This is a genomic window from Paenibacillus sp. ACRRX (genome assembly GCF_022346885.1).
Lineage (GTDB): Bacteria > Bacillota > Bacilli > Paenibacillales > Paenibacillaceae > Paenibacillus_B.
Genome location: NZ_JAKRNK010000004.1, coordinates 397,766 through 412,041 on the forward strand (window position 1 = coordinate 397,766; position 14,276 = coordinate 412,041).

Below are 14,276 nucleotides of genomic sequence, written 5' to 3' on the forward strand. Positions count from 1 at the left end.
CTATTCCTCCTTGCTCGGTTCCAATCGGTTTAACATTACTGTAAAAATACGCTTCAAGTGCTTTACATCCTCGTGCGGGAGCATGCCAAACAACGCGCTTATTACTTCGTTCTGTCGGTTCAGAACGTCATCAACGAACCGCTGTCCAGCCGCTGTCAATTGCATGGATACAACTCTACGGTCTTCTTTGTTTCTTCTGCGCTCCACATACCCCCGTTCAACCAGTTTGTCGGTCATCCCTGTTATGGCTCCTGCCGTAACACATACGATATCCGCCAGTTCGTTCGCTTTTTTAGGGCCAGTCGAATGAAGAACAAATAATAGACGAAACTGGTTCATGGACATCTCCTCATGCATTTGCCGCTTCCATTCTTGTGTCAATCTTTTAACCAGCCGCTTAAACAAAGCGGGCAGCTCCAATAGTTGCGCTTGCTCCGACATGAGACAATTCCCCTTAATTCTTAACTATTTATCACTAAATCTTTTATCACTAAATAATAATAAATATAATATCTATTTGCAACCTTTTTTACTAAAAATGTTGATTTATAGCTTGCGAGCCCTCATTTCAAACCTACATTCACGAAATAATGCGTGGAAAGAAGTTGTGATTTCATCATCATTTGCCCATAATGAATACATATAATAGTACGTGTGCATACAATTGATTTGAACGTGATCAAACAAGGTTACAACCTGTTTCAATCATTCGGAAATCATGCGGGGACGCTGAATTGGTTAAAGTGAGGACATTGTCATTATGAGTTATACGCTTTCAATATCGGATATTAAATCGCTGTGCGGCACAACCTCCTATCGGCGTGGCGAAACCTATTTTAAGGAACATCGTGTTCGCAAAGTGCAATATAATGCGGAGGACGGTGTATATGAGGCGGTCGTCAGGGGAAGTGAGCCTTATCAGGTACAGATTGTGATCCAATCAACTGGCAAAACCAATGCCGTATGCTCTTGCCCTGCCTACTCTACTTATCCTTCTTTTTGCAAACACATTGCCGCTGTTCTGCTTGATATCCGTTCTGTTGAGCGAGGTGAGCAAGCCAGCATAGGGGATCGCGAGGTTCAAGCTGCCATGAATCAAGATACTCAAGTGACCACTCAACTTATTTCGTTGTTTGACCGTTTAGTCGTCGCGGAGGAAGAAGAACCACTACAGGACGATCGAATGACCGTTCGTGTGGAGTTCACCTGCAAGACCGTAATACCTCAATCCAATAAACCATTGCTCGCTGTCGAACTTAAGCTTGGCCTGACCCGCTTGTACGTTATTCCTAATTTGAAAGAATTTTTGGCTAAAGTTCTTGAAGAAACGGAGTATGCTTTTTCCAAGTCGTTTACATGGGACCCCACGCTGTATAAGTTTGGTGCGGAAGATCTTGCCGTCATGCAGCTGCTTATGGAGCTGAGCTTAAGTGAAATGGCTTATCGCGAGGCAATTCAAAGCAATTGGAGCGGCTATTCGGTCAGTTCTTACTTTAATCAAGGAAGAATGCTGTTTATTCCGCCAAACGCGCTAGATCGACTGCTGCCATTGCTAGAACAGGCACAAGCCAAATTTGAGCATCTGTCCATTGTGTATGACGAGCTTAAAGTTATAAATGAGCCGCTCCCTATCTCCTTTTCATTAGTAGAAGCAGAGCAAGGCCACTACCAGTTGGATATAAACGGTTTGGAGCAAGTGTATCCCCTCGATAGTTATCAAATGGCTGTAGCTAACGGTTGCTTGTATCGCCTTCGAACTGCTCAGTTAACCTCTATTGAGGAAATGAAGCAATTGCTCAACACCCAGCGCCAGCAGATGCTTATTGCTCCATCGCAGATTGAACCTTTCATGGATCGTGTTGTGCCAGAGCTTCAAAGAATCGGACTTATGAAGGTAGCCCCGACCATTGAAGCTAGGCTCGTTCGGATTCCGCTGCAGGCTCAGTTGTATTTGGACCGTGAAGGCAGCAGATTGCTGGCAAAGCTGACTTATGTCTACGATGACGTGGTGATTGAGCCGATGGGGGCAGATTTGGAGCATGAGGCATCATCAGAGCGGATTTTACTGCGAGATACACGGCGAGAAGATCGGATTATGAGGTTGTTTGAGCAGTCAGCTTTTAAATATAACGGTAATGCTTTGTACATGGATCATGAGGAAGACATCGTCTACTTCTGGTTTGTCCTTCTTCCTCAGCTCCAACGTCTAGTCAATGTCTATACGAAGCCTGAACTGCAAGCAGAAATGCGTACCTTGCATACGGAGCCCAAGCTTAACATGGACATCGATTCCCGTATGAATTGGCTGGATGTTCAATTCGAATTAGATGGTGTAGACGAGAAAGAGCTTAGCTTAATGCTTCACCATCTGGTAGAGAAGAAGAAATACTACCGAATGTCCGATGGCGCCTATGTCATGCTGGATCAACCTGACTTCCAGCAGATTCGAAATATGCTGGAAGAGCTGGGTATCCGCAAGTCAGACATTCGGGGTAACCGTTTTGAACTATCCGTGACACGCGGCTTCTCTTTGCTTGAAGAGCCCATTATTCCCGCTTCAGTCAAGCTGGGAAGGGCATTTAACGAATTGCTTGAACATATTCGCAATCCGGGGCAGCTTGAATTTCCGGTACCAGAGTCGCTCGATGCGATACTGCGAGATTACCAAAAAGTCGGGTACCAGTGGATGAAGACGATTGCCCATTACCGCTTTGGTGGCATTCTCGCGGACGACATGGGACTTGGCAAGACGCTGCAGGGCATTGCCTTCCTGCTAGCTGAACCTAAAGAGGAAGAAGCCAAGCTGCCCGCGCTAATTGTGGCGCCGGCGTCACTCCTGTACAACTGGAAGAATGAGCTTACGAAATTTGCACCGCAGCTAACCGCTGTGGTCGTCTCCGGCGATAAGCAGGTACGGTCTGAGATGCTCGACCAACCGGGAGATACAGATGTCTACATTACATCGTATCCCCTCTTGCGCCGCGATATCGATCAATACGCGGAACAGCGCTTCCGCACCTTGATTCTGGATGAAGCCCAGGCGATCAAGAATCACTCCTCGCAGACGGCGCAAGTAGTGAAGCAGTTGCAAGCTGCGCAGCGATTTGCGTTAACCGGAACGCCGGTAGAGAACCGTCTTGAAGAGCTGTGGTCAATCTTTGACGCGGTGTTCCCTGATCTCTTTACGAGCAAAAAATCATTCATGGAATTGTCCCGAGAACAAATTGCTCGTAAAGTACGGCCTTTCATCCTCCGTCGGATGAAATCAGATGTGCTGCAGGAGCTGCCAGAGAAGATCGAGACGCTGCAGCAGACTGAACTGCTTCCGGAGCAGAAGAAGCTCTATATGGCCTATCTCATGCAGCTGCAGCGAGATACGAAGCAGCAGTTGCAGGCAGAGGGATTCCAGAAGAGTCGGATCAAAATATTAGCGGGCCTGACCCGACTGCGGCAGTTGTGCTGCCATCCTTCTTTATTTATCGAGAATTACGGAGATGGCTCTGGCAAGTTAGAGCTGCTGATGGAAGTCATTCAGGAATGTGTCGCAAGCGGCAAGCGGATGCTCATCTTCTCCCAGTTCACGGAGATGCTGAAGATTATTAAGGAAGAGCTGGATGTACAGCTCGGATTAACCTGCTTCTATCTAGACGGAAGCACGCCTTCACGCGAGCGTGTAGAGTTGTGCCAGCGATTTAACGAAGGGGAGCAGACCGTATTTTTGATCTCATTAAAAGCCGGAGGCACTGGACTTAATTTAACTGGAGCAGATACCGTAATTCTATATGATCTTTGGTGGAATCCTGCGGTTGAACAGCAGGCTGCGGATCGGGCGCACCGAATGGGCCAGCAAAATGTCGTGCAGGTAATCCGGCTTGTCACGCAGGGCACTATTGAGGAGAAGATGGTTGAATTGCAGCAGCGGAAGAAGAACCTAATTGACGAGGTTATCCAACCTGGGGAGACATCCGTATCCTCATTGACTGAAGATGAGATTATGGAGCTACTTATGATGGACTAATGGGCCTTGCCCATATGAGCCACAAAGCATAGCCGCTGTAAATCTTTATATTTTGCACTTTGATCCTACATGTGCGTTCCAGTAAGACCGCCACTCCAGCCTATAAGGTAAGATTGGCGGTCTATTTACGCTAACGGGAAGAAATATAGCTTGTCCCTGACTCTGAGGCAGATCTCTTTTCCTTATATTGCAAAATAACAACCAAATTTTCTATACGACAGCAGGTGACCTATGAATTTAGATGCCCTTTACTTACAATATCGAGCCTTGTTATTATCTGTTGCCTACCGGATGCTTGGTTCCATTACGGAGGCGGAAGATATCGTTCAGGATACTTTCCTGGACTACTACCGACAGCAGTCACAAGCAGATCAAGAGTACATTCGAAACGAGAAAGCTTACCTTATTCAATCGGTTACGAACCGCTGCATCAATCTACTCACTTCTGCCCGCAAGCGGCGGGAACAGTACGTTGGTCCTTGGCTGCCTGAGCCAGAAGTGACAAATATTGACCAGCAGCCTGAGGAATCAGCCGTATTGCACGAAGAAGTATCTTATGCGCTGCTTGTACTGATGGAGCAGCTCACTCCAATGGAGAGAGCCGTCTTTATATTACGCGATACCCTCGGCTACGACTATCAAGAGGTGGCAAACCTAGTTCACAAGACACCCGTCAACTGCCGTAAAATATACAGCCGTGTGCAGCAAAAGCTGCATGCTGACATAGGAGTTACACCTGTTGGTTCTGAGCTGGCAGCCCAATTATCGGCTAGCTTTATCGCAGCATCCGTAAGTGGCGATTTCCACGAGTTTATCGAGCTGCTAACAGATGATGCAGTGCTTTATACAGACGGAGGTGGCATCGTACGCTCTGCGATCTTCCCCATTCTCGGCAGACAGCGTATTTTGGCTTTCATGGAAGGGGTATGGCCTAAGGGTTTCTTCGGTTCGGCCCATTTGAGTGCAAGCATTAACGGCCGAACAGGAACGGTTATTATAAAAAATCAAGGACTGGCGGCAGTTGTGACGTTCCAATTCGACCTTGAGCTTCGGAAAGCAGAGCGCATCTATGTCGTGAAGAATCCAGAAAAGCTCTGTCACGTGAAATGGAATAATGGATAGAACTGCTGAATGAGGTTTCGAAACTTTTTATTTGCTCCCGGATGTCACATTTTTAAGCTCCATTTTGTCTTCATTAGTGAGCGCCTATTTTTAGGCTGGATCACACTCACTAATGGAGGTCATCACAATGACAAGAAGAATGAAGCTAAATGAAGTATTCCCTGCGGGATATCAAGCCATGTTAGGTTTAGAGCAGGCGGTCCAAGCATCCGGTATCGACAAGAAATTGTTAGAGCTGGTGAAGATACGCAGCTCCCAAATTAATGGCTGCGCCTTCTGCCTTGATATGCATACAAAAGATGCGCGTCGTCTTGGCGAAACAGAGCAGCGGTTGTACACGCTGTCTGCTTGGCGTGATACACCCTACTTCACTCCGCAAGAACGGAGCCTTTTAGCATTGGTTGAGTCGATTACACGGATCAGTGAACACCATGTACAAGATGATGTGTACAACGAAGCCGCCAAATACTTCACAACCGATCAGCTAGCCGCTCTAATTATGGCAGCAATCACCATTAACGGGTGGAACCGCATCGCTATTACAACAGGGATGATGCCAGAATAACCGAACTTCTACATGCAGGAACGGAAAATATATGATGGACTTTTCCAAACCATTTCTTTATTAACTCGAGTCTCCACACAACAACAGAACCTTCAACTCCGCTACCCCGGTGTTGGAGGTTCTGTTCCGTATTAATGGTATAGTTCCACTTTCCTGTCTCCATCCATTAGAGTGGGTTCTATAGGCTGCTTCCAGATGTAGATTTACAATTAATACATAAAAGGCACGCCGGCAAGAAAAAAATGTAACAAATATCACATTGCTTCAAATTTAAAAGGTATATAATGCCATTGTAACTAACTATGAAACATGGAGGTGTCGACATGTCCTATGACGAGTCCTATATGTTTATATCGAATTGCAGCATCCCGAATCAAGAAGTACCAGATGTCCCCTGCAAGCTGCTGGCTGGAGAAGGAATGAAGCTAACGCCTCCATCCTTGTATATGTTGGGGACAGGTACAGTGCATATGAAGAGCCCGCGTCAGCCTCCCCCCCATCTGCATAATGAAGCAAACCGTAAGCTCTGCACACGGCTGCATGACGGAATTCCGCATATACCATGCATAACGTGCCTACGCCCCCTGCCTGAACTGCCCAATCCACTACAGCATGTCCACTTCGCACTCACTAACAAGTGTAATCTGCATTGTATCCATTGCTGCTGCAATGCCAAATTTACTCCATCCACCCACCCAACATCCCATACGCTATCCACCCTAGAAGTACTTCAACTATTGGACAAGATCATAGCTTTAGCACCCGATACCGTCACCTTTACGGGCGGAGAGCCCATGTTGAGACCCGATTTTTTTACTATTTTGCATTACATGCACAGCCATTTTGAAGGGGGTATCCATTTATCCACAAATGCTACACTGATTACGAAAGAAAATGTGAATCGTCTATGCTCCTATATTGAAAGCGTTCACATCAGTCTAGATGGAGTAGATAATGAATCCTGCCAACAAATTCGCGGACCTGGCGTATTCGAGAAAGTGATGGAAAGTGTAACACTTCTCCAAAGCTGCGGCAGCTGTCACATCTCCCTTTCAATGGTACTTATGGAACATAACCGTCATCTGGAAGACGCATTTTATGACCTGAACCACCGTCTAGGAACATGTCCCATAGTTAAATATTTCATTCCAACAGGCAGGGGTAAGGCCTTTCTCAGATCATACTCTCCGTACCCTCTACAACCTTGCACTCAAACACAAATTACAGAATCCGAACACTTTGCTGACATAACCGAGCCCTACAAGTGCCACTGCGCCCACAACATGATTGTCATTAACCACGATGGGACCACATCCTCTTGCTGTCTACCGATCAATCCCGACTGTGACCCAACCCCTCTCAGCGATCTGCATTGACAGTGAGGCCTTCATCTTCCAGCTGCTTTTAAACACAAATATAAATAGAGTGTATCGACTGTAACTGACTTCATTCATAACGGCATTTCCATATCTGTGTGAATCCATATCAGGAATTGGGTGATAGCTTGAACGTCAGATGGAAGCGCGATGATTCGTTAATCGCTTTAATTGACAACGAGGCCAGTCCCATAAATGCCAAATTGTCGACATGCACCACATACGATGTCTGTGCTAACAAAAATGAACCAGAACATCCGTTGAGCAGTGGCAATCCAGAAAACCGCGAATCTGGAATACACTCCGCGCAAATTATTCGCCAAGTCGTACCCAATCTGAATATGCATATCGCTAAGCTAGCACATATGCCAACGGATAGCAGCTCAAGCTTGCTGCTGAAAGCTTTAGAAGAAATGAGTCATACTGATGTCCGTATTATATATACAAACTGCATGACAACCGATCGATGCTATGAACGGGACTTAAAAGAGGTGTGCGAAACGCTTGCAAGGCAAGGAAAAATATTGATCTATCCTTTCGATGACTGTACAGTCAGCTTTTCTCCCGCAATTTCCAGCTCGGTGATCGGCGTCTGTGGCAGCTCTATGAAAAGGACTTATGAATATTGGTATAACCCGTGTTCTCCCTTTAAAGTTGTAGCTGACGCAACTCCAACACTTGTTCCAAATGCAGAAGGACATTATGTTATGTTCGGCGGACACCGCAAAGCTGCAGCTTTATTTTGCGGTATCGTCACTAAGATTGTTAAAACAGATCCGCATGTATCAAACCGGACACTGATGAAACTACTTCGGGATCTAGCAGCACGTACAGAATGGGTCGAGAGCCAGCATGTCACGTGCATCCCTCATAATGAAAACATAGCTCCTCCATGCGGTTGTTGTTATAACGATTATTTGCTTAGTGAAATGATTCAATTACTCTCCGATCATTTACAACTATCTCGAGAATTGCTGCCGAACCTATGCGATCATTCCTTACTGCATCCTCAAATTGGACTTAAACCGGACATGTGTGTCCGTATTTTAAAGGCTATTGAACAGAAATTCAGCATTAAACTTAATTTTAACGCTATCTCACTACATCACTTTTATTCCATATACACATTGCTTGATCTGATTGACGGAGCTAGTCCATGCTATTCGCATGAAGAATAATATTTCACTCCCTGGCAATTCGCAGTAAAAGGACGCCGCTGCTTAAACGCTGCGACGTCCTTTTATTCTATTCAGATAAGGGCTGTATTTCTTATAAATAGGGCGGGAAATAAGTGACCTCTGAGTCGTAGCGGTCTCCTTCATAACTAACTCCGTTCCAAGCCAAAATCACGATTTTACCCTTGTCCAACTCACTTTCCAATATATCAGCGTACTGTTTCGATACACCCATGGATCGCATTTTCGCACGCAGCGTATCTCCATGAGAGCGAAACAGATTTCCGATGGCAGTTAGCATGCCTTCCTCAGCAACGCCGATCTTAGACGCATTCGTCTGCTCAGCTACTCGCTCTGTTCGATCGTTGTCGTGTGCCAGAACATAGAGATTATCTTTGTTATATCCTTCTCTGACCAGTTCTTGTATCCGACGTTCTGCCTGAATAGCATTTTCAACCGTAAATACTTTTGTATTTGTCATTGTGTGATTAACCATCTCTAATTCCTCCTTCGGCATTTTCCAATTGCTATCCAATTGGTTATTTTTATTTAACCGCACCTCTCATCATATAAACATTAAGATTTCTTAAGAGTAAATACAGACAGCTCAGGTGCACACCACAATCGAAACTTAGCCCTTGTTGTGCCAATGCCCCTATTGACATATAGAGCAGATTCGCGGAGATGCCCCTGAATCCGATACATGCCTTGAACATACTTTTCTCCGAGCGGTGTCGTAATAAATGACCCTAACAATGGGAAACGCACTTGACCACCATGACTATGTCCAGACAACTGCATATTGATGGGATAAGCAGTAAAGCGGTCTGCCACATCAGGCTCGTGTACAATTACTAAGTTAAACTGATCAGCTTTGAGTTGAGACAGCGTACCCGTTACGTCAGGATCACCCAGCATAAAATCATCGAGGCCTGCAATCGCAATCGATTGCCCATTAGGAAGCGCGAGCTGCCGAACCTCATTAACCAAAACGGTAAATCCTGCGTTCTCCATCCCTTCTTTATACATCTTGTTGGCTCCACCACCTCGATCATGATTGCCATATACAGCATACTTGCCAATAGTTGATTGGATTCCGGCCAATACTTCAAATACTCTGTTTGCGCCAGCTCCATAAAGGTTGTAATTATCAAACAAATCACCATTAAACACGACAATATCAGGGCGGTGTTGATTTATAGTGCGTACCAGATCCTGCAGCTGCTCTAATGAATAATCTACTCCCACATGTGTATCACTGAATTGCACAATAGTCGTCCCGTCAAAGCTGGCCGGCAGCTGCCCAGACTCAACAACATGCTCGGTTACGATCAGCATATTCGGTTCTACCATCGAACTGTATATATAAGCACTTATTCCTAACATCACTAAGACTCCGATTGCAGTTGTTCCCCATCTCACTGCCTGTTTTAACTGCTTCATCATTTACTTCGTCCCTGTGCATTTATAACAGTTAATTTGTCTATAGATAAAAAAGCGTGGCTGATTTTAGCGGAAGGGAAAGATACACTGCGTTTTTGATGGTAGCCAGCCACAAGCAAACTTGCGACAAGGGCCAGCAGAACAATAAACAGCAGTTTTGGCATTTTGGCGTTCATGAAAATCTCATCCTGTCTGATCTAGTTAACGGCCAACTGCACCGTCTCATCCCTGATTATAAGAGATTCATGTTACGCCAATATGACAAGCGGCAGTTCTTGCTTGCAAAGTGTCTTATAGACAATGGATGTTCTTTTGTTATCCCATTACTTATCCTAGGACGAAAAAAATATGGCTGGAACAGTACTTGACTGGGAATTAAGCATCAAGTATATTGGTGGTATAAATCCAAACACTTATAACCCTTACGATGGAAGCACCCGTAAGACAGGTCTATGCAGACCTTTCTTGCAGGTGCTTTTTTGCATTACTGCAACCGGGTTTCCATTGTTGAGGCTTGGATGAGATTAACGTATGTATCTTAGGAGGGAGACTATGAAGATTATGAAGAGATTGATATTTATGTTGTTGCTTTTGCTTATTAGTATGAGCTTCCCTTCGTCAGCTGCGGCGATTTCCGTCGTATGGTCAGACACCACACAAGCTGCATTTAATAAGATCCTTTCGGCAGCACCTCCTGCGTATGGTCCGCGGCTGCAATCAGCTCACAATTCACTTGTCACCCAACAGGGACAAGAACGTCAGTTGGACACAGACATTGCGGCCCAACATGCTCGCAACAGCCAGAACGAAGCAGCTGTGCGTAAGCAAATTAAGAGCATAGACACGAATCAATTACATCAGCTAGAGAAGCGTGTTCAAGATGCTCGCAGCCGTCACAAGCCGCTGCAAGCCTACTACACTTCTCTCCAGCAGCAGATTACTGTGGCTCGCAAGCTAAAGCAGACGGAGTTCGCAGCTGCATTGCGGGTTCAGGCGGATATCGTTAAGGTAACTGTTCAACTTGCTAGAGAGGATATTCGCATGTGTGAGCTAGCTTATACGAAGGCCAAGCAAAGTGCAGCTCAAGCGATGAAGCGAGTACGCACCACATTATCCGATGCAGTTGCTCTGCGAGCCAAGATTACATCCTCACGACAGACTGTCGTCTCCCTTAACAAGTTGGCTCCTTCAGTTCTCAAGCCGTTCAGGCAAGCGGTCAAAGCAGCCGATGCCAAAGCCTGCATCGATGCCTTAACACCAATCGTCTCGCTCTCTCGTCAGATCGTGGAACAGAAGCAGCACATCATGTCGTTGCAGAAAGATATTGCAAACGTCATTTTAAAAGCTCATTCACAATTAAAGCCAAGTGCCTAACATCATAGCAGCATGATTAAAGCAAGCTTTTCTGAATCCATTCTACGGGATACAATGCTTATTAGTCGTCTTTCCGTTTAAGTTGAGTGATTGTTATGCATGGGGATGCAGCTTTCGGGTCATCATAGCCACATAACATGGACTACCGGAGGGATATCTGTTGCCTATTCAATCTATTAACGGAACGATGCTTCATGTCCAGACATTTGGCGAAGGCATACCGATTATTTTTATTCACCCTCCGCTGCTGACCAATGCTAATTTCCGATATCAGCAGATCGATCTGTCTGACGATTACTGGATCATTACGTTTGACATCCGTGGTCATGGCAAAAGCGCTCATTCCGATGCATCGATTACCTATCCATTGATCGTAGAAGATATTCATCAACTTATGGACAAGTTGGGCATTGAAAGAGCATTTGTATGCGGATACTCTACTGGAGGATCTATTGCATTAGAAGCAATGCTTACACATCCGAGCCGATTCTATGGCGGCATTCTGATCAGCGCCATGTCTGAGGCTACTGATATGAAGCTGCGTAGTCGAATTCGACTGGCCATCAGCCTTTCTCGTTGGCGGCCGTTGCTGCATTTATTACGGTGGGCCATTTCATGGGGCAACGCGGACAACAAGCTAACATTCAGACAATTGCTTCAAGATGCCAAGCAGGGACACCGAGACAACATTCATCAATATTATCAATGCAGCTTGAACTACAATTGTACAGAGCAACTCCGTCATATCACGGCCCCTGTATTGCTGCTCTATGGAGCAAAGGATACGAATTTTAATAAATATCGCAGCAAACTTCAACAAGGCTTACCTGATACCAAGCTCGTGATCTTTCAGGAGGAACAGCATCAACTGCCAACCAAAGCTGCTGGTGAAGTAAATAAGACCATACGTAGATGGATTGACCAAGTTATTCATCAATAGTTAACTAGTAATATCGTATAGGTCCTTGCCATACTAGTAACAACCGAAAACCGTCATACACGCCTAATTGGCGAAGTATGACGGCCAATAGATGTATAGAAGGACAATACCTATTAGTAAGCGGTTCAATTCATACAATAAGTGTCGGGATATATATCCCGACACTTATTGTAACTACCTTATAGTACATATAATCGATTACCGCCTCAATCAAACTTCCAACAAGACAAGCTCAAATTACCATATTGATAATTGCGGAACAATTTTGTTGCTTGTCTCTTGGTATCTCCAGCGCCCATGGCTAACAGCAGCGGAATAAAGTGTTCGGGGGTCGGCACTGCTGCCTCAGCATATGGTGCTAACTTCTCATATTGAAATAATGCTTCCGTATCCCAGCTTGTCAGTTTATCTTCAAGCCATTGATCGAATTCAAGCGCCCACTCATCGTGTGCTGCAGCTTCCCAGTTTACACGTCTTAGATTATGCACTGTGCCGCCGCTGCCAATAACCAATATCTGCTGTTCACGCAGCGCTGCCAGTGTCTTCCCTATCCGGTACTGCTCCTCATTGGCAAGGTGTCTGTTAACGGATAGAGCAATAACTGGAATATCAGCCGCCGGATACATCAGATGCAGCACTACCCAGGCACCATGATCAAGACCACGTGTAGAATCAATACTTGCAGGGATACCCGCAGCTTCGAATACTCCTCTAATCTCATCAGCTAATGATGGATGACCAGGAGCTGGGTACTTGACCTCGTACAATTCTCGCTGGAAACCACCAAAATCATAAATAGTTTCATAAGTCGAAGCACCTGACACCAACTGCTCCGAGCTTTCCCAGTGAGCTGTAAATAAGACGACGGCCCGTGGCTTAGGCATACTTAAACCAAGGTCGTTCAAGAAAGTTGTGTAATCGTGCTTCTCCAAAGCTAACGAAGGAGCGCCATGTGCGATAAACAAAGATGGAATCATATTTAACCCTCCTATCGAAACTGCCTTTATACAACAAGAGGCCCTACGGGGCCCACTTGTTGTTAGTACATCGAGTACGCTATTTCCTTATTGTTCTTTCTTGCGGAACAACAATTGATCAAGGCCGAACCCACGTACAGTCGCTCCTGCAAAATACAACGAAATGACCAACAGTGCCAAATCTAATTCATAACCGGCTCCCTGACCATCTCCCAACAATCCACCTGGCAGCTTAACCGAAATTGTGGCACCGATTAACATAAAGGCAAACAACACCGACACATACCGGGTAAACAGGCCGATAATTAACAATATACCGCCTACGAGTTCTAACGCTGCTACAAAATAGCCGAGGAACCCAGGGATTCCAATACTTGCGAACCAGCCAGATACATTGTCCAACCCCATCTGGAACTTTGTAATACCATGAGCCATCATAATAATCCCCAACACCACACGCATCAATGTAACCATAATCTCATTTATTTTCATGTTCACTTCTCCTCATTAGTTGTTATATTGTAATACTTTATTCATATTAAAATACTCTTGGATACTAACAAGCTACAACATCACTCTCAACCCTCCTCCTATTCAAAAGTATTCTAATAGAAATAACTTTTTGTTATTTATGAACTATAAGTTATCATGAAGATTCATATTCCGTCAAGCTTATTTTTTTGTTATTATGAAACTAATATTCTTGGAACTATACTTCTATGGGGGCCATACAATGAACATCGGAGCTACAATTCGAGCTATACGCAAACAAAGAAAAATGACAATACCCCAACTCTGCGAGTGTACGGGATTATCTAAAGGATTCATCAGCAATGTTGAAAATAACCGCACCTCCCCTTCAATTGCAACACTGGAGAGCATTGCTAATAGCTTGAAGGTACCGCTTCCTTACCTTCTGCTCCATCAAACACAGCGGATGCAGGTGGTACGTAAAGCAGATCGCGTGCAAACAACAATGCCAGGCATAGATAACCTTAAAGTAGAACTGCTTTGCGATAGACGAGACATGCGGATGATGATTTGTGAAATGCCCCCTGGTGGAACTACAGGAGCCAATACACATATAGGGGAAGAATGCCACGTCGTTGTCAGCGGCAAAATATTGATCGAGCAGGCAGAGGACCGCGAAATACTTGAGCAGGGAGACTCCTTCAGTTGGAATGCAAGCGTACCGCATACGGTAACAAATATCGGTGATGTTCCTGCGGTTGTACTTATCTCGGTATATAAAGAGATCCATCTGGATGATGTTAAATAATTGTCCC

Annotated in this window: 15 protein-coding genes; 8 read left to right on the top strand and 7 right to left on the bottom strand. The window is 45.2% G+C overall.

Annotation, left to right across the window (positions count from 1 at the left end):
- A complete protein-coding gene (locus MH117_RS14885; RefSeq protein WP_239329572.1) occupies positions 1-441 on the bottom strand; it encodes a MarR family winged helix-turn-helix transcriptional regulator in 441 nt (146 codons plus the stop codon).
- Between the two features lie 319 nt (positions 442-760).
- Here MH117_RS14885 and MH117_RS14890 point away from each other — a divergent pair, with 319 nt between their 5' ends.
- The 3 genes from MH117_RS14890 (at position 761) to MH117_RS14900 (ending at position 5,705) form a co-directional block, all read left to right on the top strand.
- Positions 761-4,018, top strand: a complete 3,258-nt coding sequence (locus MH117_RS14890) for a DEAD/DEAH box helicase (RefSeq protein ID WP_239329573.1) — start codon at positions 761-763, stop codon at positions 4,016-4,018.
- Between the two features lie 231 nt (positions 4,019-4,249).
- A complete protein-coding gene (locus tag MH117_RS14895) occupies positions 4,250-5,140 on the top strand; it encodes an RNA polymerase sigma-70 factor (protein ID WP_239329575.1) in 891 nt (296 codons plus the stop codon).
- A gap of 127 nt (positions 5,141-5,267) precedes the next feature.
- On the top strand, positions 5,268-5,705 hold the full coding sequence (locus tag MH117_RS14900) for a carboxymuconolactone decarboxylase family protein (protein WP_239329577.1): 438 nt from the start codon (positions 5,268-5,270) through the stop codon (positions 5,703-5,705).
- A gap of 348 nt (positions 5,706-6,053) precedes the next feature.
- Here MH117_RS14900 and MH117_RS14905 read toward each other — a convergent pair whose 3' ends face one another.
- On the bottom strand, positions 6,054-6,332 hold the full coding sequence (locus MH117_RS14905) for a hypothetical protein (protein WP_239329579.1): 279 nt from the start codon (positions 6,330-6,332) through the stop codon (positions 6,054-6,056).
- 26 nt (positions 6,333-6,358) lie between these two features.
- Here MH117_RS14905 and MH117_RS26845 point away from each other — a divergent pair, with 26 nt between their 5' ends.
- A complete protein-coding gene (locus MH117_RS26845) occupies positions 6,359-7,081 on the top strand; it encodes a radical SAM protein (RefSeq protein WP_481857271.1) in 723 nt (240 codons plus the stop codon).
- 98 nt (positions 7,082-7,179) lie between these two features.
- A complete protein-coding gene (locus MH117_RS14910) occupies positions 7,180-8,259 on the top strand; it encodes a S8/S53 family peptidase (protein ID WP_239329581.1) in 1,080 nt (359 codons plus the stop codon).
- 91 nt (positions 8,260-8,350) lie between these two features.
- Here MH117_RS14910 and MH117_RS14915 read toward each other — a convergent pair whose 3' ends face one another.
- The 3 genes from MH117_RS14915 to MH117_RS14925 all read right to left on the bottom strand — a co-directional run bounded on the left by MH117_RS14915 (position 8,351) and on the right by MH117_RS14925 (position 9,875).
- Positions 8,351-8,752 (bottom strand): YflT domain-containing protein, encoded by a 402-nt coding sequence (locus MH117_RS14915; RefSeq protein ID WP_239329583.1) that lies wholly within the window; start codon positions 8,750-8,752, stop codon positions 8,351-8,353.
- A gap of 80 nt (positions 8,753-8,832) precedes the next feature.
- A complete protein-coding gene (locus MH117_RS14920) occupies positions 8,833-9,699 on the bottom strand; it encodes a metallophosphoesterase (protein ID WP_239329585.1) in 867 nt (288 codons plus the stop codon).
- Positions 9,699-9,875, bottom strand: a complete 177-nt coding sequence (locus MH117_RS14925; RefSeq protein ID WP_239329587.1) for a hypothetical protein — start codon at positions 9,873-9,875, stop codon at positions 9,699-9,701. Before MH117_RS14925 ends, MH117_RS14920 begins: the two co-directional genes overlap by 1 nt.
- Before the next feature lie 376 nt (positions 9,876-10,251).
- Here MH117_RS14925 and MH117_RS14930 point away from each other — a divergent pair, with 376 nt between their 5' ends.
- Together MH117_RS14930 and MH117_RS14935 are read left to right on the top strand one after the other, a co-directional pair.
- Positions 10,252-11,073: a hypothetical protein gene (locus MH117_RS14930; RefSeq protein ID WP_239329589.1), complete on the top strand. Its 822-nt coding sequence runs from the start codon at positions 10,252-10,254 to the stop codon at positions 11,071-11,073.
- A 160-nt stretch (positions 11,074-11,233) separates the two neighbouring features.
- Entirely contained in the window at positions 11,234-12,013 is a 780-nt protein-coding gene (locus MH117_RS14935; RefSeq protein WP_239329591.1) for an alpha/beta fold hydrolase, read from the top strand.
- Positions 12,014-12,219: 206 nt separating this feature from the next.
- On the opposite strand, the gene MH117_RS14940 is transcribed toward MH117_RS14935, so the two are convergent.
- Both MH117_RS14940 and MH117_RS14945 read right to left on the bottom strand, forming a co-directional pair.
- A complete protein-coding gene (locus MH117_RS14940; RefSeq protein ID WP_239329593.1) occupies positions 12,220-12,990 on the bottom strand; it encodes a DODA-type extradiol aromatic ring-opening family dioxygenase in 771 nt (256 codons plus the stop codon).
- Between the two features lie 87 nt (positions 12,991-13,077).
- Positions 13,078-13,482, bottom strand: a complete 405-nt coding sequence (locus MH117_RS14945) for a DoxX family protein (protein WP_239329595.1) — start codon at positions 13,480-13,482, stop codon at positions 13,078-13,080.
- A gap of 241 nt (positions 13,483-13,723) precedes the next feature.
- Here MH117_RS14945 and MH117_RS14950 point away from each other — a divergent pair, with 241 nt between their 5' ends.
- Positions 13,724-14,269: a cupin domain-containing protein gene (locus MH117_RS14950; protein WP_239329597.1), complete on the top strand. Its 546-nt coding sequence runs from the start codon at positions 13,724-13,726 to the stop codon at positions 14,267-14,269.
- Positions 14,270-14,276 lie beyond the last annotated feature (7 nt).